The following is a 26107-nucleotide window of genomic DNA, read 5'->3' on the forward strand; positions in this document are numbered from 1 at the left end:
GCTCGAATATTTGCCGCCAGCTTCTTTCAGATTCGCAGTCGCCCACGACACCCTTGCTATTGGCTAACGATAAGTACTGTAACTCTCGTTCGGGACTTGCACCCTATAGCATGATGACCATGCCTGACACACAAAAAAGGCTTACCGGACGTCCGGTAAGCCTTTTTGTTCGCTATTGAGCATGGCATATCCTTTCATCCGATTTTAGATGTTTTCTTTTGCCACCACCATGCGTTATTTAATTTGATCATTTTTTAATAATCTTTATTCAAAAAAAAACCTCACTTGACAGCGAGGTTTAGAATATTTTATATACTAATGCTGTCTTCTAAATATTAGAAGTCCACCACCAGTTGATATTTGTATTTCTGTTTAGCATTTCCACAAAAGTAAACGCCAAATTTAAATTAGCAAAATTATTTATCAGCTTTTTCAGTTTTTTTCTTAGCTGTTGTTTTTTTGGCAGTAGAAGTTTTCTTCTCTGGAGCTGCTTTCTTAGCTGCATCAGCCTTTTTCTCTTCTTTAGGTTTACTAGAGCTTGCCGCTAATTTTTCATTATCAGCATTTGGTCTAGGTCTACTATTTCCAAAACTACCTTTGAATATTTTACCTTTTTTCGATTTCTTATCTCCTTTTCCCATAGTTGTAATTTTTATTATGTAATTAATTCTAAATCCTAAAATAGGAATATTTAAATTATTTTCGCAATAATTTATAATTCTTGTTTCCCAATATAAATACTTATACTAACTTGGTGAGCAAACATATAATATTTCTTTAATTTGGAATTGTTACTAGATACGGGATTAATAATATTAGGATTTATATTATTGATAAAGGGAGCTGATTTTATGGTGAATGGTGCTTCCTCTTTTGCCAAACGGTTTAATGTTTCAGAAATAGCCATCGGCTTAACCATAGTTGCCATGGGTACCTCTGCCCCTGAGTTGGTAGTTAATTTGGTATCAGGCTCGCAAGGTTTAGATGATGTCGTTTTTGGAAACTTGATCGGAAGTAACATTTTTAACCTCTTTCTTATTTTGGGAATTGCCGGCACAATAAGGCCTCTAATCGTGCAGTCCGAAACCGTCTGGAAGGAAATTCCTTTTAGCATGGCACTTGTTATCATTCTTTTTATCCTTGTTAACGATTCATTTTTCTTTGGAAGTGAAAGTAATGGTACAGGTATTATTGATGGCTTAATTCTTATGTCCCTATTCATAGGTTTTATCTATTATGTCTTTAGAAACGTGAAAAATAATAATCATGCTTTGGATATGCCAAATGAAATCCAGATTTACAGTAACTGGGTTACCTTGTTAATGATTTTAGGCGGATTAGCAGGTTTAGTTATAGGAGGAAAATTAGTAGTAGATAATGCAGTTGATATTGCCAGAAGTTTTCAACTGAGTGAAAAATTAATTGGATTAACCATTATTGCGGCTGGTACCTCTTTACCAGAATTGGCAACCAGCGCTGTTGCCGCATACCGAAATAGAGCAGATATCGCTATTGGAAATGTAATAGGATCGAATATATTTAATTTTACCTTTATTTTGGGCGTAAACTCTCTAGTAAAACCATTGAATTTCAACACTGAAATGAACTTTGATTTTTATGTTTTAATAGGTGGTTCTATCATGCTTTTCATCTTTATGTTCACCCTAAAAAACAAAAAACTTGACCGCTGGGAAGCCATTTTATACTTGATAACCTTTATTGCATATATGGGATATATTTTCATAAGAAAATAAACCTTTTAACATTCTGTATTTCAGATGCTTATATTATATTTCTAATTATCTCTAAAATAAACTATTTAAAAGAAACTAATCGTAAATTACAGCGTTATCGATTCAATTTTGAACAACTATTTTGAAAAACAATACACTTCGACTGGACATATCCAGACAACCTAATGACAGCACCTGCGGACCCACAAGTTTACATGCTGTTTACAATTATTTTAATGAAGATATAAGCTTAGAAAAAGTAATAGATTCCATTGAATATTTGAAATCTGGTGGCACGCTAGCAGTAATGCTAGGAATAGACGCACTTAAAAATGGATTTGAAGCTGAAATAGTAACTTTCAATCTTAAAATTTTTGATCCAAGTTGGTTTCAAGACGAGTCAATTGATTTAATCAAAAAGTTAAAAGACCAGCTTAAATTCAAGAAAACACCCAAATTCAAGCAAGCTTCATTAGCCTACATTCACTTTCTTGAAAAAGGAGGAAAAATTACTTATAAAACATTAAATAAAAATTTACTACAATCTTATTTGATTCAAGACATTCCTATTTTAACTGGACTAAGTGCAACTTATCTGTACAATGAGAAAAGAGAATTTGGTGATGAGCCTGTTTTTTACGATGATATTAGAGGGCAACCATCTGGCCATTTTGTAGTTTTAAGTGGTATAAACCATGAAACAGAAACAATAATGGTTTCAGATCCATTGCATGCCAATCCTTTTGAAACTCAAAACTATTCTGTAAATATTGACCACCTTATTTGTGCCATACTACTAGGTGTAATCACATATGATGCAAATTTGTTAATTATAAAAAAATGAAATCGACATTAAAAATTTAGATTCAAATTTTGTTTCTATAGAATTTAAATTTTTAATTAAAGATTCTGCCAAAGGGACTCCCTTTCGGCAAATAACCTTAAAAAAGTAAATACGCATGAAAATTATTATAACCGTCACAAGCCTAAAAGATTGGGATTTTGACATCAAAGATGTAGAAGTTGTCACGGGAAAACAGTACCTGACTAATCCTGTTTATTCAAAATTGAAAAATGCCAGAGTTTTTAACCTCTGCCGAGATTATAAATATCAAAACACTGGATATTATGTATCTCTACTAGCTGCAGCCAGAAAGCATAAAGCTATTCCCAGTATTAATACAATCCAGGAGATGAAAACCTTATCTGTCGTTAAAATATTATCAACAGAACTGGATTCATTGATTCAGAAATCTCTGAAAGATATAAAATCTGAAAAGTTTATTTTGAGTATCTATTTCGGAAAAAACCTTTCCAAGAAATATGACGGCTTAAGTTTACAACTATTCAACTTGTTTCAATCACCATTTATCCGTGCTCACTTCGCATTGAGAGATGGGAAATGGACCATCCAGAATATTTCACCTATTGCATCTGGTGACATACCTGAAGATCACCAACCCTTTGTAGAAGAGGCTACGAAAAAATACTTCGAAGCTAAAAAATTCAGTGTGCCTGAACGTACAACAGCTGCTTATTCCATGGCCATTTTATGGGACCCATTGGAAAAAACTGCTCCAAGTTCTGAAAAGACTTTGCAAAAATTTATTAAGGCTGCAAGCCAGAAAGGGATACAAGCAAATTTAATCACCAAAGATGATTACAGTACGCTTGCTTCCTATGATGCTTTGTTTATTAGGGAAACAACAGCCGTAAATCATCATACTTTCCGATTTGCACAGCGTGCAAATGCTGAAGGATTAGTAGTAGTGGATGATCCTGAAAGCATTATTAAGTGCAGCAATAAAGTTTATTTAGCAGAGCTTTTAAAAATGCATCAAATTGATGCTCCTGAAACTCTAATTATTCATAAAGATAATATCAGTATAGCGCCAGATATTCTAGGATTCCCTATCATTCTAAAGCAGCCAGACAGTGCTTTTAGTCAAGGCGTAAGTAAAGCTGAGAATATGAATGAATACAAAAAGAAAGTAACTGATTTGTTTGAAAAATCTGATTTGATTGTAGGACAGCAATTTTTACAAACAGATTTCGATTGGCGAGTTGGTGTTTTCAATGGAGAGGCAATTTATGCTTGTAAATACTATATGAGTAAAGAACATTGGCAAATTGTCAATTGGAATAAAAATGGCCAGTACGGTAAAGTTGAGACTATGCCCGTAGAAATGGCACCACCTGCATTGATTAAAACGGCTGAAAAATTATCTAAATTAATTGGCGAAAGTCTTTACGGGGTGGACATCAAACAAAAAGGCAATAAATTTTTTGTAATCGAAATCAATGATAACCCAAATATTGACACGGGTATAGAAGATGCTGTTCTTAAAGATAAATTGTACAGTAAAATCATGGATGTATTTTTAAGTCGCATTCAAAAATCAAAACAGGTGATACTCAACTAAAATGGGTTAGAATGCCAATAAAGCAAAGCGGACAATCCTGGAAAATTAAAACTTTAAAAATTACGTTTTAATTTTCTGACACAGCCTGCACCGTTTTATGAGGAAATTCTAATTTTCTTTAGTTCGAAAATCAATATCGAAGTAGACTTAACATTAATACCCATTTAAAATCATTAGAATAATAAATTTCATATAATAACATGGAAGCAAATAACCCAACCAAGCCTTTCTCCCTATTTGAATGCATAGGAATAGAGCTGGAATACATGATTGTGAACCGCAATACATTAATGCCTGCCCCTATTTCAGACCAATTGATATTAAAAAAATTAGGACACATTACCGATGAGCTAGAAAATGGCACGATTAGCTGGTCTAATGAATTGGTTTTACACGTATTAGAATTAAAAACGACAGATCCTATGCCAGAAGTGAAAGGATTGGCACAGGATTTTCATAAGAACATAATAGAAATCAATCAGATTTTAGAGCCAATGGATGCTCAATTGATGCCCACTGCCATGCACCCCTTATTTAATCCAATAAAGGATGTAAAACTTTGGCCTCACGAGAGGAATGAGATTTACAGCAGATACAATCAAATATTTGATTGCAAAGGGCATGGATGGGGAAATTTGCAGAGTATGCATATCAATTTGCCTTTCGCAAATGATGAGGAATTCTATTTATTACATGAAGCCATCAGGCATATTATGCCATTAATTCCTGCTTTAAGTGCCTCTTCTCCTATTTTTGAGGGACAGAAGTCAGAAATTCTAGATAATAGATTGGCATTCTATGAGCAAAACCAAAAGAAAATTCCATCCATTACTGGGAAAGTAATCCCGGAATCGGTAGCGAATAAAGCAGAATATGAAGAAGTTATTTTCAAAAGAATATTTCAGGATATCGCTCCATTTGATAAAGATAAAAGTCTCCAGCACGAATGGTTGAATTCAAGAGGTGCTATCGCCCGATTTGACAGAAACGCTATAGAAATCCGAATCATTGATTTGCAAGAATGCCCAGCAGCTGATATCGCTTTAGCTGAATTTGTGGTACAAGCGCTGAAATTTGTTATTCCACAAATAAAACAGCACAACCCAATAGATGAATATGAGCTATATGACGTTTACAGAATGGCTTTAGAAAAAGGTGGAAAAACTATTATTTCCAGTGAAGAGTATCTTAGATTTTTCGATTTAGGGAAAGAAAAGGAAATTAGCATTGAGGATATCTGGAAGCATATTTTAAAACAGGTTTACATGGCAGATGATAAAAAAGCTATTATTCAACATATCTTGAACAATGGAAACTTATCGCAGCGAATTTTAGAAAACCTGAAAGGAAAAGACTGGTCCGTGGATAATATTAAAAAGGAATATGCGGTTTTAGTTAATTGTTTGGCAGATAATAAGCTTTATGAGCTAAGATAATGACAAAGTTCATTTTCAGTTGTGAGCACGGGGGTTATGAAATCCCCGAACCTTACCAATCCTACTTTACTGGACAAAAAACAGTACTACAAAGTCATAGAGGTTGGGACAAAGGTGCTTTAGAAATTGCAAAATACATCAGCCGAAGAGCTGACTTTAAGCTTATTGATAATTCCGTAAGTCGATTACTAATTGAATGTAATAGAACGTTGGGGCATCAAGAATTATTCTCTGAATTTACCAAATCTCTGCCACAGGAAGTTCATCATCAGTTAATTGAAGAATATTATTTACCTTATAAAAACAGATTAGAAAGAAAGATAGAACAATATCTTCAACATAACCATCAGGTAATTCATCTTTCGTTCCATAGTTTCACACCCATTTTAAACGGTGAGGTGAGAAAAACAGAAATCGGTATTTTATTTGATCCTGCAAATAAGCTGGAGCAAGGTTTTGCTGAAGCTTGGAAAGCCAGTATAGATGAAAAAATGGACACTTGGCGCGTGAAATTCAATTACCCCTACAAAGGCACAGATGATGGATTAACCACTTATTTTAGAGGGAAATATAATGAGAATTATGCCGGCTTGGAACTGGAAGTAAATACCAAATTAATGGATTTGTATCCAATGCACCAGATTAGCAATTGGGTCTTCCCACCAATATCTTATCACAGAAGGAAATAATTACGATTTATCAATTTGGGAATTACGAATTAATCCAGTTCAGCTCTCATTGCGAGGAACTAAATAATCTTAAACTAGTAAAAATAGAGATTGCTTCACCATACAGGGATTCGCAATCACGCACTGTGCTATCTTATTTCTGTCCTGATGTTTTATCAGATAGAATATTGGGTGAAAACGGAATCTTCCATTCATATCCTTAGTGAAAATCTCCGTGCAACTTTGCGGTTAAAATACAGCCTATGGCTGGTAATGAAAATATTCTTGTGGTTTATTATGCATGCCTAATACTTTTTCTATAATTTCAAGCATGCAATCAGAAAGTCTATTTATTGAAAAGGAAGATTACAAACTTCATCTCAAACACTTTTGGACAGTTAAAAATGCTCCCTCCGTCTTTTTAGTCCATGGTAGCATAGAAGACGGGAAAATATTTTATTCCAAGTCGGGTAAAGGTCTTGCCCCTTTTTTAGCAGAAAACGGTTTTAATGTGTTTGTAGCTGACTTAAGAGGCAGAGGCAAAAGTACTCCTCACCCGAGTGTTCATAATAATTTCGGACATACCTCTGCTTTTGAGGAAGATATTCCTGATTTCATTGAAAAAATAAAAGACAATACCGGCAAAGAACCCGAACACTGGATTTCACATAGTTGGGGAGGAGTACATTTCATGGCTTATCTGGCGAAAAATGATGCTCCCGATTTAAAATCAATCGTTTTTTTTGCAAGTAAAAGAGATATACGAGTTCAGAATCTGAAAAAGTGGATCAATGTAAATATCCTTTGGCTAGGCATTTGCACGTTGATTACCAAGACCAAAGGCTACTTGCCTGCAAAAAAATACAATATCGGCAGTGCGGATGAAGCGAAGGACTACTTTTTGGAAGTGAATAAATGGGTACGCTCCCGAGACTGGAAAGACCTTAGGAATGGCTTTGATTATGCAGCTGCCTTACAAAGTAAAAGCTTACCCCCTATACTTTCCATCACTGGCGCTGGCGATACACATACTGGTCACCCCATAGACTGCAAACGTTTCTTAAAAGAACTCGGTAATCAGAACAATTTCACTTTTAAAGTAATTGGCAAAAATCAAGGTTATAAAAATGATTATGACCACATTAATTTACTAACACACAGGGATGCTAAGGATGATCATTTTCTGGAGGTGCTGGAATGGTTGAGAGATTGAAACTTAGCTCGCGTTTAGCTTTATTTATGTAAAGCTATTTTAGGACAAGACATAGACTGTTTCAACTATTAAATCGCAGTACATTTAACCTACTTTTTCAATCCCTATTAAGTTTATTCAAACGGGTTAAGTAAGCCTGTTCGTAATTTCGTTTTAATTTTTCAGATAAATAAGAGTTACTAATCAAGCCAAGTACCTCTTCCTTTTTGGATGTTAGCAAAGAAAAAATACCATTGATAATTTTTGTATTAATTCCAGCTAGTTCACCCAGTAAGTAAAACTGTTCATGCAACTTTCCCTTTGTTAGAGCTGGAGGCAATAAGCCCTCATCCAAGGCAAAATCTTTATCTTCTATATGCATACGGCTATTAAGTAAATCATAAGCCGGACTCAATTTATGATCTCCCAAATCTGTTTGTATTAGTGAAAAGTTTTTAAAATGAGCATCTCCATTGGAAAACAAATAGTTGAACAGAATTAGTCGAAAAAGTTTTGGTGCTTCCACGCGATAAGCCGGAACATATTTTTTCAGCAGTTCAAATAACTCATAGTAATTACCCAAATATTTATAATGTTCTCCATGCGTTTGCGGCATTCTTTTCGCTAAGGATGCAAAATCTTCTTGAGCTTTTTTCGAGCCATCTTCCTTCACATCAAATCGTTTAGTGATATAAGCTGGGTCTCCATTACTAAAGAAAATAAGCGCGTTTTCAGCTGTTTCAATTGAATACACTTGCCTTGCTATTTGCATCGTTAAATGTTCATTTGCAGGCATATGATAAGGATTTTTGCCCGCATTCGGAATGGGTTTAAGAATGTATTGTCCTTGCTCCCCTTCTTTAATGAGGCGCAGTTTATTCTTTTCCAACAAAACCGAAAACTTTACTTGCACACCTGAAATTGACATCCTCTTACGGTTATCTTCAAATAGTTCAGCCGAAACATCATTTGAAGCTGGAGATTGATAAGGAAGAACATTACTTACTTTCCTGCCATTAAAAACACGCTTCAAAGCAGTAGATGAATAGCCTTGATGCCCTTCTTTTAGAGTTCCTGGACAATATTGGATATCGGACAAACTCATACCGTATCTATTTTAATAATTTGAACGGCTCCTATAGTGTCATTTGCTGCAGTTGTGAGCAATAAACCAAAATCATCTTTTTGATCAATGTGCATAGCATGGCAAACCACTTGCTTATTGTTCCCTTCCGGCAACATATTGTAGAAAAATGGGAATAAATGCAATGAGGTATACTCCTGCTGATTTTTAGGCAATGTAAGGCTAATCGCAGGTTTATCTTCGGTATTAAACCAAGCATCATGGTAGCGAAATACAAAGCTTCCATTATCTAACTGGCTAAGCAAGCCTGCTTCTTCATTTTTGTAAAGTACTTTAGCCTGCCTCATTTGTTAGCGTTTAAAGTTTTTACCTTCAAAGTCAATTCTAAACCTAGTGCATCAGCTAATTTACTAATGGTTTTCAAAGTAGGATTGCCTTTTCCACTTTCAAATTGCTTTAAGGCTCTCAAGCTTACCCCCGATAGTTCTGCAAGCATTTCTTGGTTTACTTGCAGCATTTCTCTCCGCTCTTTAATGGTCTCAATTAGTTCTAAAAAGTGCAACATAACGCTCTATTTGTATCAAAAGTAAAGAAAATTTGAGATAAAAACAATAAAAGTGTATTTTAATGCACTTAAGAGCAATTTTTAGTTAAGACGGGATACTATTTAGGTAAATAGTGTATTATGATGTACTATCTAGAGATTATCTACGAGGTGGTTGAGTATGGCAGCAACGGTGCTAGGTTAAGAATCTCTCTTAAAATGATAATTATGTGGATGAAAAATAATAGTAATTCCTATTATTCCAAATACTTCTTCAAGATTTTCTCTTTCTGCTTTGGAATGTCTGCTATCTGTTTTTCCAATTCAGTTGTTTTCGCTTCTATCTTCTCTATTGCTGCAACTATTTTTTTTTGATTTTCAATAGTCGGTAAAGGAATTTTAAATTCTTCCAATTGCAATTTTGTAATGGCTTGTCTTGATGTTGCCCCGTTGCCAATTTCCAACAATTTTTCCTTGTACTCTGGACTGACTAAAATTGCGTGAACATATATAGGAAGTGCTTTTTCGTTTGTCCTAATTATTGAAACGTGCTGATTTACTCTTGCTGGTAAGTATTTGTCCTCAACTATGCAACATCTTGCAATTGAAGCTCCTGTAATATTGAAAAGAATATCATTTTTCTCTACAGTTACGTTATCAAGTTTTCGGGCTTGCTCTTCGCTAATGAAAGCAAGTCCTTTCTCAATCATACCATAGTCATAAATATTTTGACTTCTAATTAAACTTATACCACTTGATTGATAAGAACCTTCGCCACCTTTTGGAGTAGCACCGCTCCCGATTTTTGTGGTAATGTCTTCTAATTTTGTTAAAGTAGCTTTTGAGTTATTGATTGTATTACCTACAGATTTTCTAAGTTTCTCAATCTCCTCAACAGCTTTTTGCTCCTGCTTTTCCATTGATTCAATTTCAGAAACTATTTTTTTCTGAATGTCAATAGGTGGGAGAGGGATTTTTACTTTTGATAAATCATCAGCATAAACGTGAGGTTGTGCTTGCCCTCTTTGTAGTTTATAAACTTCTTTTTGAATTGATTTCAAAAAATGAAAAATCAATTTTGTAGAAATTATTTTCTCATCTCTTGACTTAATTGTATTGCAATCAGAAGCAAAAATTGGTCTTTCAAAGTAGTTAATAAATCCTGCATAAGCACCCGAAGCACTAACAGTTATAATATTTCCGTCTCTATTTGATTCATTGTGAAAATATGCTGGTGTTTGTCCACCTGCAATTACAGGAATATTTCCTTTAATAGCTTTTGCTTCGGTGATAGTTTTTCCTTTTTGAATTTCGGCTACTTCGCTCAAAAAAACTAAATTGGAAGTATTCCAAACATCATCAAACTTTACTTTTTTTTTAGCAGAAAGTGAAATGTTCTTTTCAAAGTCCACTCGGTCAAAAGTGAACATATCCACCAAGTTATAGTAGCTTACATTTTGCTGTAAATTTTCTGGTAAGTCTAAATCAAACTCACCATTAAAAGCTTTGTAAATGTAGGTGCTGGCTTTTTCGGGGTTGGTAAAACTATCGGCATCATACAATTGAGTACACTCGTCAATGCTTTTACTTCTTTGTATAGGGTGTATGCCTTCGCTACCTCTACGGTTGCTAAACTCATAACCTAAGAAGCGTTTTTCTTCGTTTTTCTCGCCTGTTTTTACCAAAACCAACTTTTGAGGATATGACAAAATAAAATAAAGCAATTTATCTTGTTCAAGGGCTAGTATGTTTGTCCAAAACTCTGCTTCGTTTTTAGCTTTTATTTTCTTGGTGTATTCTTTATAAATTTCGTGTTGCTCTATGTTTTTGTTTGGTGATTTCTGCAAGAGTGTTTTATAATCTTCAAAAGAAATCGTATCCCAAACGTGAGCTACATATTTTGCAATTGGTTTTTCAATGCCGTTTATGGTTACATCTTGCAGACTTACAAAACATTTTTTGATAGCTTCTTCAACATTATAAGCATCTGCATTATTTCTGCGTCTTAGGAACAATGTAACGGTATTTGTTCCCGTTGCCATAAAGGTATTAGAGCCTAATTCAGCAATTCCTAAAATTTCAAAGTGCTTAAATAGTATTTCTCTGGTTTGCGAATAAATGCCTGTGTTGCTCAAAATACTACTCGGTAAAATGATACCTGCTACACCGCCATCTTTTAGTAATTGCTTAGTTCTTTCAATAAACAAACATTCTATTTCAGAACTTTGGTCGGTGAGACGGTTGTATAATTCAAAACCTAATTTCGCTTTTTCTTCATCCATTAATCCTTTAAAAGCCGAAACGGAGTAAGGCGGATTTGAAATGATAATATCAAATTGCTTGTTGTCTTGCGGATAGGTTTTGTCGGTTTCTTTCAATAAGTCTTTGAACTCCTTTGAAGTTGCAAAATCACCCAAACCATCACCGTGTATCACTTTTGCCAAACCATCACCGTGTAAGTAGCAACTTACTTTGGCGGTTTTAACAAGTCTGTAATCCTTTTCAATTCCGTAAACGTAATCTTCAGCCCAATCAAATTGGTCTTCTTTCCATTTTTTTATGGCTCTTTGGGTTGTGGGATTAAATTTACTTTCGTCTAAAGCATCTATGTAAGTTTGAACTTCTTCCATTGATTCTGTGAGGAAATGTCCGCTTCCTGCTGCATAATCAATTATTGTTGGTAGCAAGTCATTTTTGTTTCCTTGTTCAATTTTCTGAGCTGTTATTTCTTTAAATGGTAAACTCTTAATAATGAAACGGGCAATAGGAACAGGAGTAAAAAACTGTCCTGATTCTTGTTTTAAACCCGTAGTTAAGAGTAATTCAAAGAAATCACTTAAAAACTGTTGACGATAATTATAGCGTATTTGATAAACTTGAAGAAGTTCAACGACTTCCTTCACTACTTTGGCGTTTTCCTCAAAAGAAGCATCATCATACACCTCTTTAATTGCAAATTCGTTGTTCTTTTTAAGTCGGATTTCCGTTAATATTTCTTTGAACTTGTCTTTGTATTGCGTTTCTACTTGTAAAAACTGTTTGTCAAATTCGCTGTCGCTTACATCTGTAACTTTCTTTTCCAAAAGCTCAAGCATTCCTCTGTTATAAAGGTCAGTCAATCTTTTTTGAAATGAAATATGATTGTCTTCTCCTTCAAGCCATTGGAAATGCAATTGCTCGTCAGGATTTCTATTTTCATCAACAATTTTGCAAAGGAAAAGAGTAAATATTTTATTAAATGCGTTTGGCTTGTCAGAAACTACATTATGTCTCAATATTTCCAAGAAGCGATTGAAAATAAAACTACTGTCCTCTTGTTTTAAAACTTTTAAGTCGTTTTTGGTTAAAGCCTTACTTTGAAATTCATAGGGTGTTACCCAACTTTCAAAAATACCATTGGTTTTAGGCAATTTATTCCAACGTTCAAAAAAGTCTTTTACATTTCCAGTTTGACGGTAATCATCTTCAACTTTTACTATAAAATTTTTATACTCTATGCTGTTTCCTTGAAATTGAGAAGTATAAAGCATCAAAATATCTGCATCTTTATCTTGTTGGAAGTAAGTAAAAAGCTGACCACCATTTCGTTCTAAATTTTTGAATTCTTTCTCAAATTCCGCTCCCCAAGTCTTGCATTCAATCATCAAGTAGGCCGAACCATTATCTCGAGTTACTAAAACGTCTAACCTACCGCTTGTACCGTGTCCTGTTCTCCAAGTTTTTTCCAAAACTATATTTTGCGGTGGATAACCCTTTTCTAGAAGCCTATCCACACATTCTAACACTACCCAATTTTCAGATTGTGAGAAATTTTGAGTGGTTTTACTTTCGCCTTTAACTTTACTTCCGAAATTGAAAATGGAGTTTTCAAAATCAATCTCAATGACGTAGCCATTGTATTTTTTATGAAAAATACCCGAAGTATTCTCTTTAGGTATAAATCCTAATATCTGTATGAGTATTTTGTAATCCATAATTACTATTAGAATTTCAAATTCCCTTGTTTAGCACTTTTGTTTCTTAAATAATTTTCCTGTTTTTCTGCCACGAAAAAAACCTTATCAGAACATTCATATTTTTTCTTTTGCTCAATCATGATATCTGCTCCGTATAAATCCTTCAATTCCTGTAAGTCAATATTCAAAATTTCAGCTAAGTCAGGTAACTTGTCAAATTTGAATTTCTTTTTCCCATTCTCAATTTTACTTACATCTGTATATGGAATATCTAAAAGTTTAGAGAGCTTATCCTGAGTCATCTCTTTTTTGTCTCGTTGATTTCTAATATACTCTCCAAATGTTGACATAAATCAAACTTGATAATTTTGAACTTGATTAAAAAGTGGCAATATATGAAAATGTATATTAATTTTATCAATTTAGATTGAAAAAATATTGTTAAACTTTTTCGTTAGGCTGCTCCATCTCATACAAATCAAAACCCTTAGCCCAATAGTTTTGCTCTACTTTAGGAGCGCTTTCTGCTTTAATTTTTTGCAAACTCAAAGAGCGGATTTATATTTCCAATATCAGCCTCCTGCAAACAGGCTATATATTCTTTTCGAGTTTGATCTGCCTTAACCATATTTCTTGCTGATAGTCCACTCAATTGCTTTCTCAATATTCAGTTGTTCAAATTGATCAAGCTCTCCTTGAGTTGTTATTGATTTGATTTTCAAACCTTCCTTTTCTTCTTCATTTAAAGGCGTTTGTCCCTCTTGATATTCTAAGTCTAATCCCATAAAGACCTTCTTACTTCTCGTTTAATTTCATCAGCAAGTTCCTTTATTGTTTCGGTGATTTTTTCATCTCCGATTCCCTGATCTTCTAGCTTCATATTCTGATTAGTCCTTAAAACTATCTTTTTTGCCAGTTTTTCGGCTTTTTTGTCTATTAAGTTATCAATCGTACCATCAATTGGAATCAAGGCATATACAAGTTTCATATCCAAGGCTTTAGCTACCTCCTTCAATGAATTAATTGCTATAGTGCCATTAGCCTCTCTTTCTTCAATTTTATTAACTCCCTGTCTGGTTACATTGAGCTTGGCACCAAGTTGAGCCATGGTCATATTTAGTGTGGTTCGGATCGTATGTATCCATCCTCGATCTGGCAGTTGAATCATTCCTGCATTTTGAAAAGGTCTTAGTTTCTGATCCAATTGATCTATTAAAAGTTTCCGTTTGCTCCTCATTATTGTAATGCTATTTGTTTACAAATTACTATAAATGTAAACATATTAAATGACAAATTACAATATATGTCAATAGGTAAGTTGACATTATTCTAAAAATGTAAAATTACAGTTTAACATTCCACTGCTCCATCTCATACAAATCAAAACCCTTTGCCCAATAGTCTTGCTCAACTTTTAGGAGTTTAAAGCCCATTTTTTCGTAAAACTTGTCAGTATGTTGGGAGATTCTTACTATTATCTTTTCAATTTCAGGCTTTGTATTGATATGCTGAATTCTGTGTTGGGTCAGTTTTCTACCAATTCCTTTTCCGTGTTGGTTTGGCTTAATAATATCCCATGAAATTATGGCAGTTTTGCTTTGTAGTTCATTGTTAATACCGCCTGCTCCTACTATCTCGCCTTCATCCTCCACTACAAAGTAATCTTCCGTTTCATTATCCAGGTAATGGATTAAATCTGCTCTTTCCGCTTCATCAAAATATTGGGGTGTGTTCAAATCAAACAATTGAAGAACGGCTGCTTTGTCGGAGGCTATGTAGGGTCTTATTTTCAAGTTTCATTATAGATTTATTCCTTCCATTTATACAATTTGTATTCTTTCTTAGACAACTCTATATCTCCTAATTTTTCAATGGATACCCTATCTTGGTAAGCATGGATTAGTAAATCCTCATTATCTAATTCCCCCCGGATACCATGGTCTTCATACAGCACTGAAACTTGATACCCATAGTGAATTATAGTTCCCATCTTTAATTCATCAGTTAATTCCACATAATCCAAAATGCCTCTTGGACCACAATAAGGAATATTGAAGCCCATTCTTCTAGCTCCATAAATTGCGAGTTCAGCACAATCTGTTCCAACTCTTAAGTCAGTTTGATGTCCGTATACTCCTAATGACTTTGGAGGCAAAACAAATGGGAGTCCTATTAATTCTGTTAAATAGCCTAAATAACTATCCTCTTCCCTAACCACAATTTGAATGATATCTTTTCTCGTTAAATGCAAAGGCTCAAAAGTTGACAAAGCAGTATCACTATTTGAAATTCCAATAATATAAGTGCCGGATGAAAATTTTAAGCTAATTTGATCTGTTAAATCACTTTTAAGTGGTTTAATCTGATACTCGATTTCAGAAATGGTAAGTGCACCATTTTTAAGGTTATCATACTCTCTGAATACAGGTTGATAAAAAACCCACCTACCTTGTTTTTTTGTCATTAAATCTACTCGATCATTTTGCCTGACAAAAACAGTACTGGATTCAGTTAATTCCTGTTCATTTACTATTACTTTTATGTTATTTGATGGTTCAAAGAAGCTTACTAATATTAATAGATAGATCATTTAAAACCCATTAATAGTACTTCAGAAACACAAGTATCAGAGTATTTGCTTCCTTTATGTACCTCCAATATTGTTAAAGTAATTTTTCGGACTCTAGAAAAACCTTCCCCATAATCTTCAACAATACTCATCATCTCGCTAAGATTATTATTGGAAACTTCTTTGAATTCAAGATCATCTAACAATATTTCCCTGCTTTCAATATTTGTTTTTGTTGAATCTTCGTAATCTACTATCTCTCTTTCGATTCTGAGTTTTTTTATTTTGTTGTTGGTAGTATAAGTTCCTTTATTTTTGGTGTAACCATTAATAAGACAAATTGCAGCTAATGGGTAATCCTCCAAATTAATCACTATTTTCTCCCCTATTCCATCACCATTTTTTCCTTCAACCCAAGCGGTATTATAATTTAAATCTGTCAAATTATTAACCTCATAGTTCCCTTCAAGCTGAGAAGTTGCTGTGATGGATTTTATGTATTTCTTATTTACTCTGTGATTTAAAATGTAGTTTGATAATTTCTTTACTTCATTTGAATATGATATTTCTAATTCATCAGGTTGTGCCAAATTAAAATTATTAAATGTAGAGGAGTATATTCCAGCATTATTAGTCAATTCTAAACCAGAAATTGAAATAGAACCACCACTCTCAATTATATCCTTCGCATTAAGTTCAACATTTAGAGTGGATACCGTTCCATCACCCCATTTCTTCGCAGGACTAAAATCATAGACCAGTTTTCGTTCACCAAATGAAGGAAAAAAGTTTTTAGTGGTTGACCAATCTTGATAACCATTTTTAATCTTATAATTCACCTTTAGAATTACAGTTTTCTCTTTGGGGATATTAAAATCAACTACATGCCAGCTTTTTCTCATTTCAGCAGACATTCCTCCATTATAATCTGTTTTTACATGTTGAGTTGCAATATCAACCTGATGCTTAATTTCGAGTTTTTCTCCATCAAGCAAAAATTCAATGGATGGCAAATATTCATCCTTCCATTTTAAATCATAATTTACTTCATCTCGAATAAATTGAATTGGAAAACCATAAGTAATATCAGAATCAGAATAGTTATTACTTTTTAATTTATAGGTAACACTGACAAAAGAATAGTCCCCATCTATTGTGATTTTTAAATCCTCTTGCAATAATTCAATATTTGGCTGATTTACAAGGATAATATCTCCTGTTTTATAGACTGATGAACCATCAATTGGCCCTCCATTACTGTAAACTTTGAAATTGGAAGCTATTATAATTAAAAGCAGTAAACTTCTCATGATTAAATTATAAAAGGCTTTTGAATACATAGAATCTCAAATTATTATTTTGAAAATGATATTACTATTAGCCTTAAACCTAGGAAATTTTATATAAATTGAATGGTAGGTTTTGGCTATTATTAAATAAATGTAGCAAATTATTAACAATATATCTTAAATACATAGGGGTCAATCGAAAACGGCTACCTGATTCTCACTCTGAAAAACTAACACTTTAACTCCCTTAATTTTCCTTAATGGTATAATAATTCACTTCTCCTGCGGGCTCAAAATTTAGGCCTAGTTCGTTTTCTAATTTTTCTTTGAGCTCTTCAAAAGATTCTTTCTCCCATTCGTAGTCAATTCTCAGCGGTTCTCCTTCGTATTTTGTTATGGTGCTATATTGATTTCTTAATATCTCTGTTAAACCTGAGATTTTATGGTTTTCTAATTTTATACCTTCATCATTAAACATTTTCGTTGAGTAATCATCACCCGATTTGTTTATGTAATCATTTAATTTGACCGTATCCATCACTGTGATTAAATAAGAAGTCTTTTTTATGCTATCAATAGTGATATCCAAAGTTTGTGAGATTTGATTTATGGCATTATTTAAAGTGCTTTTACTGCTATCCATTTGCTTAAATTCCAATTGATAAAATTTATTGAGGCTAGGATTTTCAAAACGCACTTGTGAAGTATCTACCTGATAAAACAGACCAACAATTTCTTTTAAGGGTATATTCTCTGCCTCTATGTCCAAATAATTTTTTTCATAATTGGTTTGGAACCGGTTCGTGAAAACTTTGTGCTTTTCTTCGGCTTCCTTAATGCTTAGGCTATAGTTTTTCTTTTCTTCAGCAGTTTCTGTTCCCGAACAAGCAGTAAAAGCAATTAAAAATCCGCTTAGAATTATTGAATGATAGTTTTTCATGAATAAGGATTAGATTTTTTTACTAAAATAAATAAGTGGCAAAAAGGTCTCTTCTCTGAATATTCCTTGGGATCTGCCAGATTCTCTATAAAAATAGCAAAAAAAATACGAACTTTTGTAAGTTATTTAAGATGTATGTTTGATGGGCATTGCTTGATAGCTGTCGCTAGTGGAAAAGCAAAATAACTACCTCCCTCCAATCTGTGTTGAAGCAAGACTCCAATTTCTGTCCTATCAATCAGTTCATATTCCGCTCCTTTCAAACAAATCTCAAAGATTAATTAACTTTTTTTAAAACCTTTTATCACATTTACATGTATATACATATATGTATTTACATTAAATATAAAAACTATGACACTAAGAGAAAAAACACAGGACATTTACAACCTAATGGGTGAAGGAAAATTATTAGATGCATTTGATAAATACTATGGAGAAAATGTAGTAATCACTGAACCTAGAGGTACTTGGAAAGGTAAAGCAGAATGCAGAAAGCATGAGGAAGAATTCCTTGGAATGATTAAAGAATTTCATGGAATGGAAGTAAAAGCCATTACTTCTGATGAAGAAGCTGGTGTGGTTATGCATGAAACTACAATGGATGTGACTTTTCAGGATGGAAACAGAGTGAAAATGGAGCAAGTTGGTGTACAAAAATGGGAAAATGGTAAAATTGTTCACGAACGTTTTTACTACCAAGGTTAATCCCAAAACAAATGACAATAAATTAAGCAGACCAAAATGGTCTGCTTAATTTATTTCAGCCTATTCCATCTCAGTATATTCTCTCCTACCTTAGCGTTAATAAACTCCTTATTGACTCTTGCTTTTTTTCACCGCTGCACAGACTTATTTCGATAAAAATTCTACATTTTAGCGGAAATTCAAGTATTTCCTTACACCTTTTATAGCCTATCAACATTTTTATAGCCATCTATTATATTATAAATCCAATTTTTTATACATTAGGCGGTGACTTAATGCATCAGACCTTATGAATTTCATAAAATTTCTTTTCCCCTTTCTCATTTCGCTAGCTTTAATTGTAGGACTTGATCAAAAGTGGGGGCAAGTTCCACCATTAGGCAAATTCCTTGACCCCTACAGCGGTTTTTGGGCTAATTCGGAAAATCGGGATATAGGGTTTGAAGAAAATCCTTATATAAATGGACTACAGGATTCTGTTAAGATTTACTACGACTCCATACTAGTTCCGCATATATATGCCAATAATGACCATGACTTATACATGGCACAAGGGTATATAACTGCCCAGAATCGTTTATGGCAAATGGAGTTTCAAACTCATGCAGCTGGTGGAAGAATTTCTGAAATTATTGGGAAAGATGGATTAGATTTTGATCGCTATCAAAGGAGAAATGGTTTGCTCTATGGAGCTGAAAAAGCAGTGAAAATGATGGAAGAAGACCCAACTATTGGCCCTATTTTAGAAGCCTATACCGAAGGAGTAAATGAATACATCGCATCTCTCAGCTATCAAGATTTACCAATAGAATATAAATTACTTGATTATAAACCAGAAAAGTGGACCACTTTAAAATCAGGACTATTATTGAAATACATGGCGAATGATTTAGCAGGTGGAGATAGCGATGCAGAAAACACACAACTTTTAAAAATGCTGGGAAAAGAACGTTTTGATTTCTTGTTTCCAGATAGATATGAAAATGTTGACCCAGTTATCCCAAAAAGTAGGGAGTGGGATTTTGAAGCTGAAACTGTGGAAAGACCTGATTCTATTGAATTTCCATTGGTTTTTCCTGACAATAAAGCTCCTCAGCCAGATCCCCAAAATGGTAGCAACAACTGGACAGTTCATGGAAGCAAAACTTCCACAGGAAAGCCAATATTAGCAAATGACCCACATTTGGCATTGAATCTTCCGTCTATTTGGTACGTCATGCATTTAAATTCACCAAGTGTGAATGTATTTGGTGCTACCCTACCAGGGGCTTTAGGCGTAATTATTGGTTTTAATGACTACGTTTCTTGGGGAGTAACGAATGCAACTCGCGATGTAAGAGATTGGTACCATATCACTTTTAAGGATAAAGAAAAGAAAGAATATTTCTACAATGGAAAATGGTTGAAAACCCAAAAAATAATCCAAGAATTTAAAATTCGTGGAGACGAGAATTTTTATGATACCATTTATTACACTCATCACGGTCCTATTGTTTATGATGAAGATTTCAGACCAGGAAATAGCAAAACAAACTTTGCGTTAAGGTGGACCGCTCATGACCCTTCGAATGAGCAATTAACATTCCATTTGCTAAACAGAGCCAAAAATTATAACGATTACGAAAAAGCTTTGACTTATTATGATTGTCCCGCACAAAATTTTGCTTATGCAGATGTCCATGGAGATATAGCCTTATGGGTTAATGGAAAATTCCCATTACGATGGGAAGAACAAGGTAAATTCATAATGGATGGATCTAGAGCAGATATGGATTGGGCAGGCTTTATTCCACGAGAACACAATGCTTACATGAAAAATCCTGAGCAGGGTTATTTAAGTTCCGCTAATCAAATTCCCGTAGATAGCACCTACCCTTATTATCATTACGACAGAGGCTATGAACACTACAGGAATAGAAGAATTAACAAAAAATTAGAGACACTCCAAAACATAACTGTAGAGGATATGATGCGATTACAAAATGATAACTATTCTCTTTTAGCATCAGAAATTCTACCTAGTATTTTAGATAGCCTTGACCGAAATAACATGACTGAGCCTGAAAAAACAGCATTTGCAGCCCTATCCAATTGGAATTTTATGGCTGACCAAGATGCAGTAGCTCCAACTTATTTTGAGATACTATGGGATGACTTATACAGAAATTTATGGGATGAATTTTATGGTTTAGAAAATGCTGTAAGAAGGCCTGAACTTCCTATAACGATTGAAATCCTGAAAGGAAATCCTGACGAAAAGTTTATCGACAATCAAAAAACTGATACCAAGGAAAGCATCACTGATTTGTATCAAATGAGCTTTAAATCAGCGGTCGATTCAATTGAAAACTGGAAGTCGGCAAATCAAAAAGAACTGAATTGGAGTAATTTTAAAAATACTACAGTTCAGCATTTGGCTCGATTATCTGCGTTTAGCACAGAAAATATCCGCATTGGCGGAAATAGACATATAATTAATGCAACATCGGGAAGGCACGGACCATCATGGAGAATGATAGTTTCTATGGAACAACCCATTAAGGCTTATGGAGTATATCCTGGAGGTCAATCAGGAAATCCAGGCAGCTATTATTATGACAATTTAATAGAAAGTTGGAGCAATGGAGAATATTATGAATTGGAGAATAAATCCAACGCATCCGATCTAAACAACATTATTTTCACGCAAACTTTAACACCCGAAGCAAAATGAAATTTATCATCAGAACGATAATTATTATAATCGCCTCTCACTTTTCTTTGCTTTATTTTCCTTGGTGGTCTATGGCAATTTGCGCTTTTTTTGCTGGAGCTATTATTTCAGGTAAAAATTTAAACACTTTTTTTAGTGGTTTTATAGGCTTAGGTATGTTATGGCTAATTCAAGCTTTTATCATTCACAATGATTCTAATGGTATTCTATCTGATAAAATTGCGGAGTTATTTGGTCTTAGTGATGGTATATTCATGGTAATTATAGCCGGATTACTTGCTGCAATTATTGGTGGCTTTAGTACTTTAAGTGGATTTCGCTTTCGCAGATTATTTAGCAGAGATAAAACCAGAGGTTTGTATAGATAAAATATCATTAAAAACACAAAAGCATCCGCTAATTGGTAGATGCTTTTGTATCTTGTACTTAAAAAAAACTCTCTTAAAAATGAAGGAGAGGGTAAAATATGGCTTGATTAAAACATTAGCAAATTGTAAAATCACCCCATTATTCCAATAATTTCACCCCTGAAGCCACAAATTTATAATCCATTTTCGGTTCAGTAATTTGGGCAATTTCATCTTCTGATTTACCGGCATCTTCAGCAAAATGCTTTAAAGTTTCAACGTCAGTTTCTTCTTTCTTTGCCACTCCATGCATCTTCACAGACTTTCCTGCTAAATCTTTAGGCATGAAAAAACCATAATCTTTAAAAGTAACACGCATTGATTCACCATTTGGTAAATTAACCTTCATCCAGCAACCTTTAGCCTGACAAACTTCCGTAACCTTAGCTTCTATAGTTGCTATTACAGAATCAGAATTTTCCATTTCACTTACCAAATTTATTAATTTAGTTTCCTCCTCTAGCTTAAAAGATTCTCCCAAAAAGGACTCTTCTTTTAACACCTCATTAGCTTGTGAATTCCCTTCTGATTGCTCTTTTTGATTGCAAGCAATTGTGAATAATGACAATAAAATGAAAGACAAAAATAATTTTCGCATAATTCCTATAGTTTAGATACGAAGGTACATTTTATCTCGTTAAGAAAAAAGAAAAAAACAATTGCAACTTTTTAGTTTTTGGCATAATCATTGTAAAACAATTTTAAAATGGATAAGAATGGAAAACAGCAGAAACATTAGCCGAAACCGAAACCTCTTCCTTGCCATAGGAATAATAGTAGGTGTGTTGATTTTCCTTCTTGGTTCACAACTCAATGCAAATTTGAGTCAAATTCAAAAGCAGCAGTTCCATAATAAACAGCTGCAAGAACCGAATCCTATTATCAAGAAATTTTTTAGTTAGTTTTAGTTAGTGATTGGTTGGTTAATGATTAAAGGTGCTTTCGAGCACCTTTTTTTATGCCTTTTCCGAAAAGATTAGCTTATTTAATTCCTTCCCAATGCAAAAGCTTTAATTTTGCATTTCAATCAGATTTAAATCTTCAAAGGATTAACATATAAAGAATTATGTCAGAATATCAGTTCAGAGAAACCGAAAAAAAATGGCAAGCCTACTGGGAGAAAAACCAAGTTTTTAAAGCAGAAGACGACTTCACCAGACCAAAATACTATACACTAGATATGTTCCCCTATCCATCTGGAGCAGGTCTGCATGTTGGGCATCCTTTAGGTTATATTGCTTCAGACATAGTTGCGCGTTATAAAAAGCAGCAAGGTTTCAATGTATTGCATCCTATGGGTTTTGATTCATTCGGTCTTCCTGCCGAACAATATGCAATCCAAACTGGACAACATCCTGCTATCACCACTGAGCAAAACATCAGTCGATATATTGAGCAATTGAAAAACATTGGTTTTGCCTACGATTGGGAAAGAGAAGTGCGTACCAGTGATCCTTCCTTCTATAAATGGACTCAATGGATATTTATGCAGCTTTTCAATAGCTGGTATGATTTGGTAGATGACAAAGCTAGACATATTGTAGTCTTAGAAGAACATTTTGAAAAAACAGGAAACCAATTAGTCAAAGCTGCTTGCGATGAGGATGTAGAGCCCTTTTCAGCTGAAGATTGGTTCAATTTTTCCGAAGAGGAGAAACAGAAGATATTATTAAAATACCGGATTGCTTACTTGTCCGAAGCTGTAGTGAATTGGTGTCCGGAATTGGGCACCGTACTGTCCAATGATGAAGTGAAAGATGGCTATAGCGAAAGAGGAGGACATCCTGTTGAACGTAAAAAAATGATGCAATGGAGCATGAGGATTTCTGCTTTTTCGGACCGACTGTTAAGAGGATTGGAGACTTTGGACTGGCCAGAACCTGTTAAAGAAATGCAACGCAACTGGATTGGAAAATCCGTTGGAGCGCAAATGGCTTTTCGTGTTGATAGCCCCTCCCTTAATCCCTCCCCTTCGGAGAGGGAAATAGATGGTTTTAAAACTGGAAATCCTGTGATATGGGCACAGCTAAAACAATTTGCACGATATAACAGAAAAAATCAAACTGATGCTGAAGATGAAATTTGGCAGTTAGTTAGAGGTAAAAAATTAGGATATAAATTTAGAAGACAACATGCGATTGGTGAGTATATTGTCGATTTTGTTTGTCTTGATAAGAAATTAGTTATTGAAATTGATGGTGAATACCACAAGGATATTGAAGAATTAGATAAATTAAGAACTGAATACTTAAATAATCTAGGCTACAAAGTCATCAGATTCTGGAATTCAGAGGTTGAAAAAGGGAAACTAAAAGTAATTAATAAAATTATTAGTGAGCTCGAAACTCTCCCCTCTCTGGAGGAGAGGGGACCAAAGCGAGAGGTCAAAATTGAGGTTTTTACCACCAGAATTGACACTATCTACGGAGTTACCTTTATGGTGCTAGCTCCCGAGCATGAGCTAGTGGAGAAAATCACCACACCTGAGCAGAAGAAAGAAGTAGAAGAATATGTGAGCGTGGCAAAAAATCGTTCCGAGCGTGAAAGAATGACTGAAGTAAAACGTGTTTCTGGAGTATTCACTGGAGCTTACGCCATTCACCCTTTTACAGAAGAAAAAATACCTGTTTGGATTGGAGATTATGTATTGGCAGGATATGGAACAGGTGCGGTGATGGCTGTTCCTTCCGATGATGACAGAGACCAAGCATTTGCCAAGCATTTTGATTTACCAATTAGGCAAGTAGTAGAAAATGATAAAATCATTAATTCTGATTTCTTAACTGGGCTCAGCATTAAAGATGCACAATTAAAAGCCATCGATTTCTTACAAGAAAAAGGAATTGGTCGTGCTAAAATTAATTTCAGAATGCGCGATGCTATTTTTAGTCGTCAGCGCTACTGGGGTGAACCAGTTCCTGTTTATTTCAAAGGTGGAATTCCTTACTTACTGGAAGAAGACCAATTACCACTGGAATTACCGGAAGTAGATAAATACTTACCAACTGAAGATGGTGAGCCACCACTGGCGAGAGCTAAAAACTGGAAAACGGAACAGGGCTTTGACTTAGAAAAAAGCACTATGCCCGGCTGGGCTGGTTCAAGCTGGTATATGTTCCGCTATATGGATGCGCAAAATAAGAATGTATTTGTAGATGAGGAAAAGCAAAAATATTGGCAAAATGTAGATTTATACATTGGTGGTTCTGAACATGCGACCGGTCATTTATTATATTCCCGTTTTTGGACAAAATTCCTTTATGATTTAGGTTACATCAACGTAGATGAGCCATTCCAAAAGATGATTAATCAAGGAATGATTCAAGGCAGAAGCAATTTTGTATTTAGAATTGAAGGTGAGAATAAGTTTGTCTCCCATGGATTAAAAGATCAATACAAAACGCAAAGTCTTCATGTTGATGTTAATATTGTGCATAATGATGCATTGGATTTAGAAGCATTTAAAAGATGGCGACCTGAGCATGCTGATGCAGAATTTATTTTAGAAGACGGAAAATACATTTGCGGAGCGGAAGTCGAAAAAATGTCCAAATCCAAATACAATGTAGTAAATCCGGATGATGTGATTGAAAGATATGGGGCAGACACATTGCGATTATATGAAATGTTCCTAGGACCATTGGAGCAATTCAAACCCTGGAATACCAATGGAATTGATGGTACTTTTAAATTTCTGAAAAAACTATGGAGATTATTCCATGATAGTGATGAAAATTTCAAAGTTGAAGAAGGCGAACCAAAAAAAGAAGCACTTAAAGCTTTGCATCTTGCCATTCAAAAAGCAGAATATGATATTGAACATTTCTCCTTTAATACTTCTGTTTCCACATTTATGATTTGTGTGAATACGTTAACTGATTTAAAATGCAACAATAAAGCTGTTTTAAGTGACTTAGTGAGAATTATAGCGCCTTATGCTCCTCATATTTGTGAGGAATTATGGTCTCTTTTAGGTAATGAAGGAAGCATTTCAGAAGCTGGGTGGCCAACATTCAATCCTACGTATATTAAAGAAGACGAATATACTTATCCTGTTTCCGTAAATGGAAAGCACCGAGATAATATGACTTTTGCGGTTGATGCACCAAAAGAAGAAATTGAAAAGGCTGTATTAGAAAACCCGAAAGTGCAAAAATGGATTGATGGAAAGCCCATTAAGAAAATGATTGTCGTACCAAATAAAATTGTAAATATTGTCGTGTAAAAAGCTTTACTGCGGTCTGACGCATTTCGCGTCTGACCGTTAACAGACAGAGAAGAAGATGGGTGCAAAACTAGCATCTCGTGGCTGTTGCACAACTCAAATGTAGTGTAATTTAGACTTAGTATATATATATATATACTATATAAACATCTGACTATCAGTTGTATAAGTCTATTTTATTTGCTATATTTTGCCATGCAAGGAAGAAAGAATTATCAAG

General features: G+C 34.3%; 24 protein-coding genes. 11 read left to right on the forward strand and 13 right to left on the reverse strand.

Annotated elements, in window-relative coordinates; genetic code table 11:
* Positions 1-416: 416 nt before the first annotated feature.
* On the reverse strand, positions 417-641 hold the full coding sequence (locus VFM92_RS05075; protein ID WP_325121108.1) for a 30S ribosomal protein THX: 225 nt from the start codon (positions 639-641) through the stop codon (positions 417-419).
* A 141-nt stretch (positions 642-782) separates the two neighbouring features.
* Here VFM92_RS05075 and VFM92_RS05080 point away from each other — a divergent pair, with 141 nt between their 5' ends.
* The 6 genes from VFM92_RS05080 (at position 783) to VFM92_RS05105 (ending at position 7473) form a co-directional block, all read left to right on the forward strand.
* Positions 783-1754: a calcium/sodium antiporter gene (locus VFM92_RS05080; RefSeq protein ID WP_325121109.1), complete on the forward strand. Its 972-nt coding sequence runs from the start codon at positions 783-785 to the stop codon at positions 1752-1754.
* 121 nt (positions 1755-1875) lie between these two features.
* Positions 1876-2577, forward strand: a complete 702-nt coding sequence (locus tag VFM92_RS05085; protein ID WP_325121110.1) for a peptidase-C39 like family protein — start codon at positions 1876-1878, stop codon at positions 2575-2577.
* 115 nt (positions 2578-2692) lie between these two features.
* A complete protein-coding gene (locus VFM92_RS05090; RefSeq protein ID WP_325121111.1) occupies positions 2693-4156 on the forward strand; it encodes a RimK family protein in 1464 nt (487 codons plus the stop codon).
* Between the two features lie 200 nt (positions 4157-4356).
* On the forward strand, positions 4357-5592 hold the full coding sequence (locus VFM92_RS05095) for a carboxylate-amine ligase (RefSeq protein WP_325121112.1): 1236 nt from the start codon (positions 4357-4359) through the stop codon (positions 5590-5592).
* Positions 5592-6281 (forward strand): N-formylglutamate amidohydrolase, encoded by a 690-nt coding sequence (locus VFM92_RS05100; protein WP_325121113.1) that lies wholly within the window; start codon positions 5592-5594, stop codon positions 6279-6281. Before VFM92_RS05095 ends, VFM92_RS05100 begins: the two co-directional genes overlap by 1 nt.
* 310 nt (positions 6282-6591) lie before the next feature.
* Positions 6592-7473 (forward strand): alpha/beta fold hydrolase, encoded by an 882-nt coding sequence (locus VFM92_RS05105; protein WP_325121114.1) that lies wholly within the window; start codon positions 6592-6594, stop codon positions 7471-7473.
* Between the two features lie 97 nt (positions 7474-7570).
* Here the strand turns inward: VFM92_RS05105 and VFM92_RS05110 are convergent, their stop codons facing one another.
* From VFM92_RS05110 to VFM92_RS05160, 11 genes are all read right to left on the reverse strand, one after another.
* Positions 7571-8557 (reverse strand): HipA domain-containing protein, encoded by a 987-nt coding sequence (locus VFM92_RS05110; RefSeq protein WP_325121115.1) that lies wholly within the window; start codon positions 8555-8557, stop codon positions 7571-7573.
* Positions 8554-8883 carry a HipA N-terminal domain-containing protein gene (locus VFM92_RS05115; protein ID WP_325121116.1) on the reverse strand — a complete coding sequence of 110 codons (330 nt, stop codon included), beginning with the start codon at positions 8881-8883 and terminating at the stop codon, positions 8554-8556. Before VFM92_RS05115 ends, VFM92_RS05110 begins: the two co-directional genes overlap by 4 nt.
* The gene (locus VFM92_RS05120; protein WP_325121117.1) at positions 8880-9101 is read right to left on the reverse strand and encodes a helix-turn-helix transcriptional regulator; all 222 of its coding nucleotides are present in this window, start codon (positions 9099-9101) and stop codon (positions 8880-8882) included. Before VFM92_RS05120 ends, VFM92_RS05115 begins: the two co-directional genes overlap by 4 nt.
* A gap of 236 nt (positions 9102-9337) precedes the next feature.
* The gene (locus tag VFM92_RS05125) at positions 9338-13054 is read right to left on the reverse strand and encodes a restriction endonuclease subunit S (protein ID WP_325121118.1); all 3717 of its coding nucleotides are present in this window, start codon (positions 13052-13054) and stop codon (positions 9338-9340) included.
* A gap of 8 nt (positions 13055-13062) precedes the next feature.
* The gene (locus VFM92_RS05130; protein ID WP_325121119.1) at positions 13063-13386 is read right to left on the reverse strand and encodes a helix-turn-helix transcriptional regulator; all 324 of its coding nucleotides are present in this window, start codon (positions 13384-13386) and stop codon (positions 13063-13065) included.
* A gap of 270 nt (positions 13387-13656) precedes the next feature.
* The gene (locus VFM92_RS05135; RefSeq protein ID WP_325121120.1) at positions 13657-13821 is read right to left on the reverse strand and encodes a hypothetical protein; all 165 of its coding nucleotides are present in this window, start codon (positions 13819-13821) and stop codon (positions 13657-13659) included.
* A complete protein-coding gene (locus VFM92_RS05140) occupies positions 13812-14240 on the reverse strand; it encodes a mobile mystery protein A (protein WP_325121121.1) in 429 nt (142 codons plus the stop codon). The genes VFM92_RS05135 and VFM92_RS05140 overlap by 10 nt, the downstream gene beginning before the upstream one ends.
* Positions 14241-14379: 139 nt before the next feature.
* Positions 14380-14829: a GNAT family N-acetyltransferase gene (locus VFM92_RS05145; protein WP_325121122.1), complete on the reverse strand. Its 450-nt coding sequence runs from the start codon at positions 14827-14829 to the stop codon at positions 14380-14382.
* Between the two features lie 14 nt (positions 14830-14843).
* Positions 14844-15626: a hypothetical protein gene (locus VFM92_RS05150; protein ID WP_325121123.1), complete on the reverse strand. Its 783-nt coding sequence runs from the start codon at positions 15624-15626 to the stop codon at positions 14844-14846.
* The gene (locus VFM92_RS05155) at positions 15623-16915 is read right to left on the reverse strand and encodes an NADase-type glycan-binding domain-containing protein (RefSeq protein WP_325121124.1); all 1293 of its coding nucleotides are present in this window, start codon (positions 16913-16915) and stop codon (positions 15623-15625) included. Before VFM92_RS05155 ends, VFM92_RS05150 begins: the two co-directional genes overlap by 4 nt.
* A gap of 226 nt (positions 16916-17141) precedes the next feature.
* Positions 17142-17834, reverse strand: a complete 693-nt coding sequence (locus VFM92_RS05160; RefSeq protein WP_325121125.1) for a hypothetical protein — start codon at positions 17832-17834, stop codon at positions 17142-17144.
* A gap of 354 nt (positions 17835-18188) precedes the next feature.
* Here VFM92_RS05160 and VFM92_RS05165 point away from each other — a divergent pair, with 354 nt between their 5' ends.
* The 3 genes from VFM92_RS05165 (at position 18189) to VFM92_RS05175 (ending at position 21623) form a co-directional block, all read left to right on the forward strand.
* Positions 18189-18542, forward strand: coding sequence for a nuclear transport factor 2 family protein (locus tag VFM92_RS05165; RefSeq protein WP_325121126.1), 354 nt, complete (start codon positions 18189-18191; stop codon positions 18540-18542).
* A 289-nt stretch (positions 18543-18831) separates the two neighbouring features.
* Positions 18832-21255, forward strand: a complete 2424-nt coding sequence (locus VFM92_RS05170) for a penicillin acylase family protein (RefSeq protein ID WP_325121127.1) — start codon at positions 18832-18834, stop codon at positions 21253-21255.
* Positions 21252-21623 carry a hypothetical protein gene (locus VFM92_RS05175; protein ID WP_325121128.1) on the forward strand — a complete coding sequence of 124 codons (372 nt, stop codon included), beginning with the start codon at positions 21252-21254 and terminating at the stop codon, positions 21621-21623. The genes VFM92_RS05170 and VFM92_RS05175 overlap by 4 nt, the downstream gene beginning before the upstream one ends.
* Before the next feature lie 139 nt (positions 21624-21762).
* Here the strand turns inward: VFM92_RS05175 and VFM92_RS05180 are convergent, their stop codons facing one another.
* Positions 21763-22260: a DUF4920 domain-containing protein gene (locus VFM92_RS05180; protein WP_325121129.1), complete on the reverse strand. Its 498-nt coding sequence runs from the start codon at positions 22258-22260 to the stop codon at positions 21763-21765.
* Between the two features lie 118 nt (positions 22261-22378).
* Here VFM92_RS05180 and VFM92_RS05185 point away from each other — a divergent pair, with 118 nt between their 5' ends.
* Together VFM92_RS05185 and leuS are read left to right on the forward strand one after the other, a co-directional pair.
* A complete protein-coding gene (locus tag VFM92_RS05185; RefSeq protein ID WP_325121130.1) occupies positions 22379-22564 on the forward strand; it encodes a hypothetical protein in 186 nt (61 codons plus the stop codon).
* Between the two features lie 164 nt (positions 22565-22728).
* Positions 22729-25887 carry a leucine--tRNA ligase gene (gene leuS / locus VFM92_RS05190; protein WP_325121131.1) on the forward strand — a complete coding sequence of 1053 codons (3159 nt, stop codon included), beginning with the start codon at positions 22729-22731 and terminating at the stop codon, positions 25885-25887.
* The last annotated feature ends 220 nt before the right edge of the window (positions 25888-26107 follow it).

This window comes from Marivirga sp. (assembly GCF_035704835.1).
Lineage (GTDB): Bacteria > Bacteroidota > Bacteroidia > Cytophagales > Cyclobacteriaceae > Marivirga.

What these genes read in the sequence shown, in the direction of transcription:
- VFM92_RS05120 (WP_325121117.1), bottom strand. Translation starts at nt 9,101, where the DNA reads ATGTTGCACTTTTTAGAACTAATTGAGACCATTAAAGAGCGGAGAGAA.
- VFM92_RS05100 (WP_325121113.1), top strand. Translation starts at nt 5,592, where the DNA reads ATGACAAAGTTCATTTTCAGTTGTGAGCACGGGGGTTATGAAATCCCC.
- VFM92_RS05075 (WP_325121108.1), bottom strand. Translation starts at nt 641, where the DNA reads ATGGGAAAAGGAGATAAGAAATCGAAAAAAGGTAAAATATTCAAAGGT.
- VFM92_RS05150 (WP_325121123.1), bottom strand. Translation starts at nt 15,626, where the DNA reads ATGATCTATCTATTAATATTAGTAAGCTTCTTTGAACCATCAAATAAC.
- VFM92_RS05155 (WP_325121124.1), bottom strand. Translation starts at nt 16,915, where the DNA reads ATGAGAAGTTTACTGCTTTTAATTATAATAGCTTCCAATTTCAAAGTT.
- VFM92_RS05115 (WP_325121116.1), bottom strand. Translation starts at nt 8,883, where the DNA reads ATGAGGCAGGCTAAAGTACTTTACAAAAATGAAGAAGCAGGCTTGCTT.
- VFM92_RS05125 (WP_325121118.1), bottom strand. Translation starts at nt 13,054, where the DNA reads ATGGATTACAAAATACTCATACAGATATTAGGATTTATACCTAAAGAG.
- VFM92_RS05095 (WP_325121112.1), top strand. Translation starts at nt 4,357, where the DNA reads ATGGAAGCAAATAACCCAACCAAGCCTTTCTCCCTATTTGAATGCATA.
- VFM92_RS05135 (WP_325121120.1), bottom strand. Translation starts at nt 13,821, where the DNA reads ATGGGATTAGACTTAGAATATCAAGAGGGACAAACGCCTTTAAATGAA.
- VFM92_RS05165 (WP_325121126.1), top strand. Translation starts at nt 18,189, where the DNA reads ATGACACTAAGAGAAAAAACACAGGACATTTACAACCTAATGGGTGAA.
- VFM92_RS05090 (WP_325121111.1), top strand. Translation starts at nt 2,693, where the DNA reads ATGAAAATTATTATAACCGTCACAAGCCTAAAAGATTGGGATTTTGAC.
- leuS (WP_325121131.1), top strand. Translation starts at nt 22,729, where the DNA reads ATGTCAGAATATCAGTTCAGAGAAACCGAAAAAAAATGGCAAGCCTAC.
- VFM92_RS05170 (WP_325121127.1), top strand. Translation starts at nt 18,832, where the DNA reads ATGAATTTCATAAAATTTCTTTTCCCCTTTCTCATTTCGCTAGCTTTA.
- VFM92_RS05130 (WP_325121119.1), bottom strand. Translation starts at nt 13,386, where the DNA reads ATGTCAACATTTGGAGAGTATATTAGAAATCAACGAGACAAAAAAGAG.
- VFM92_RS05175 (WP_325121128.1), top strand. Translation starts at nt 21,252, where the DNA reads ATGAAATTTATCATCAGAACGATAATTATTATAATCGCCTCTCACTTT.
- VFM92_RS05185 (WP_325121130.1), top strand. Translation starts at nt 22,379, where the DNA reads ATGGAAAACAGCAGAAACATTAGCCGAAACCGAAACCTCTTCCTTGCC.
- VFM92_RS05110 (WP_325121115.1), bottom strand. Translation starts at nt 8,557, where the DNA reads ATGAGTTTGTCCGATATCCAATATTGTCCAGGAACTCTAAAAGAAGGG.
- VFM92_RS05105 (WP_325121114.1), top strand. Translation starts at nt 6,592, where the DNA reads ATGCAATCAGAAAGTCTATTTATTGAAAAGGAAGATTACAAACTTCAT.
- VFM92_RS05160 (WP_325121125.1), bottom strand. Translation starts at nt 17,834, where the DNA reads ATGAAAAACTATCATTCAATAATTCTAAGCGGATTTTTAATTGCTTTT.
- VFM92_RS05180 (WP_325121129.1), bottom strand. Translation starts at nt 22,260, where the DNA reads ATGCGAAAATTATTTTTGTCTTTCATTTTATTGTCATTATTCACAATT.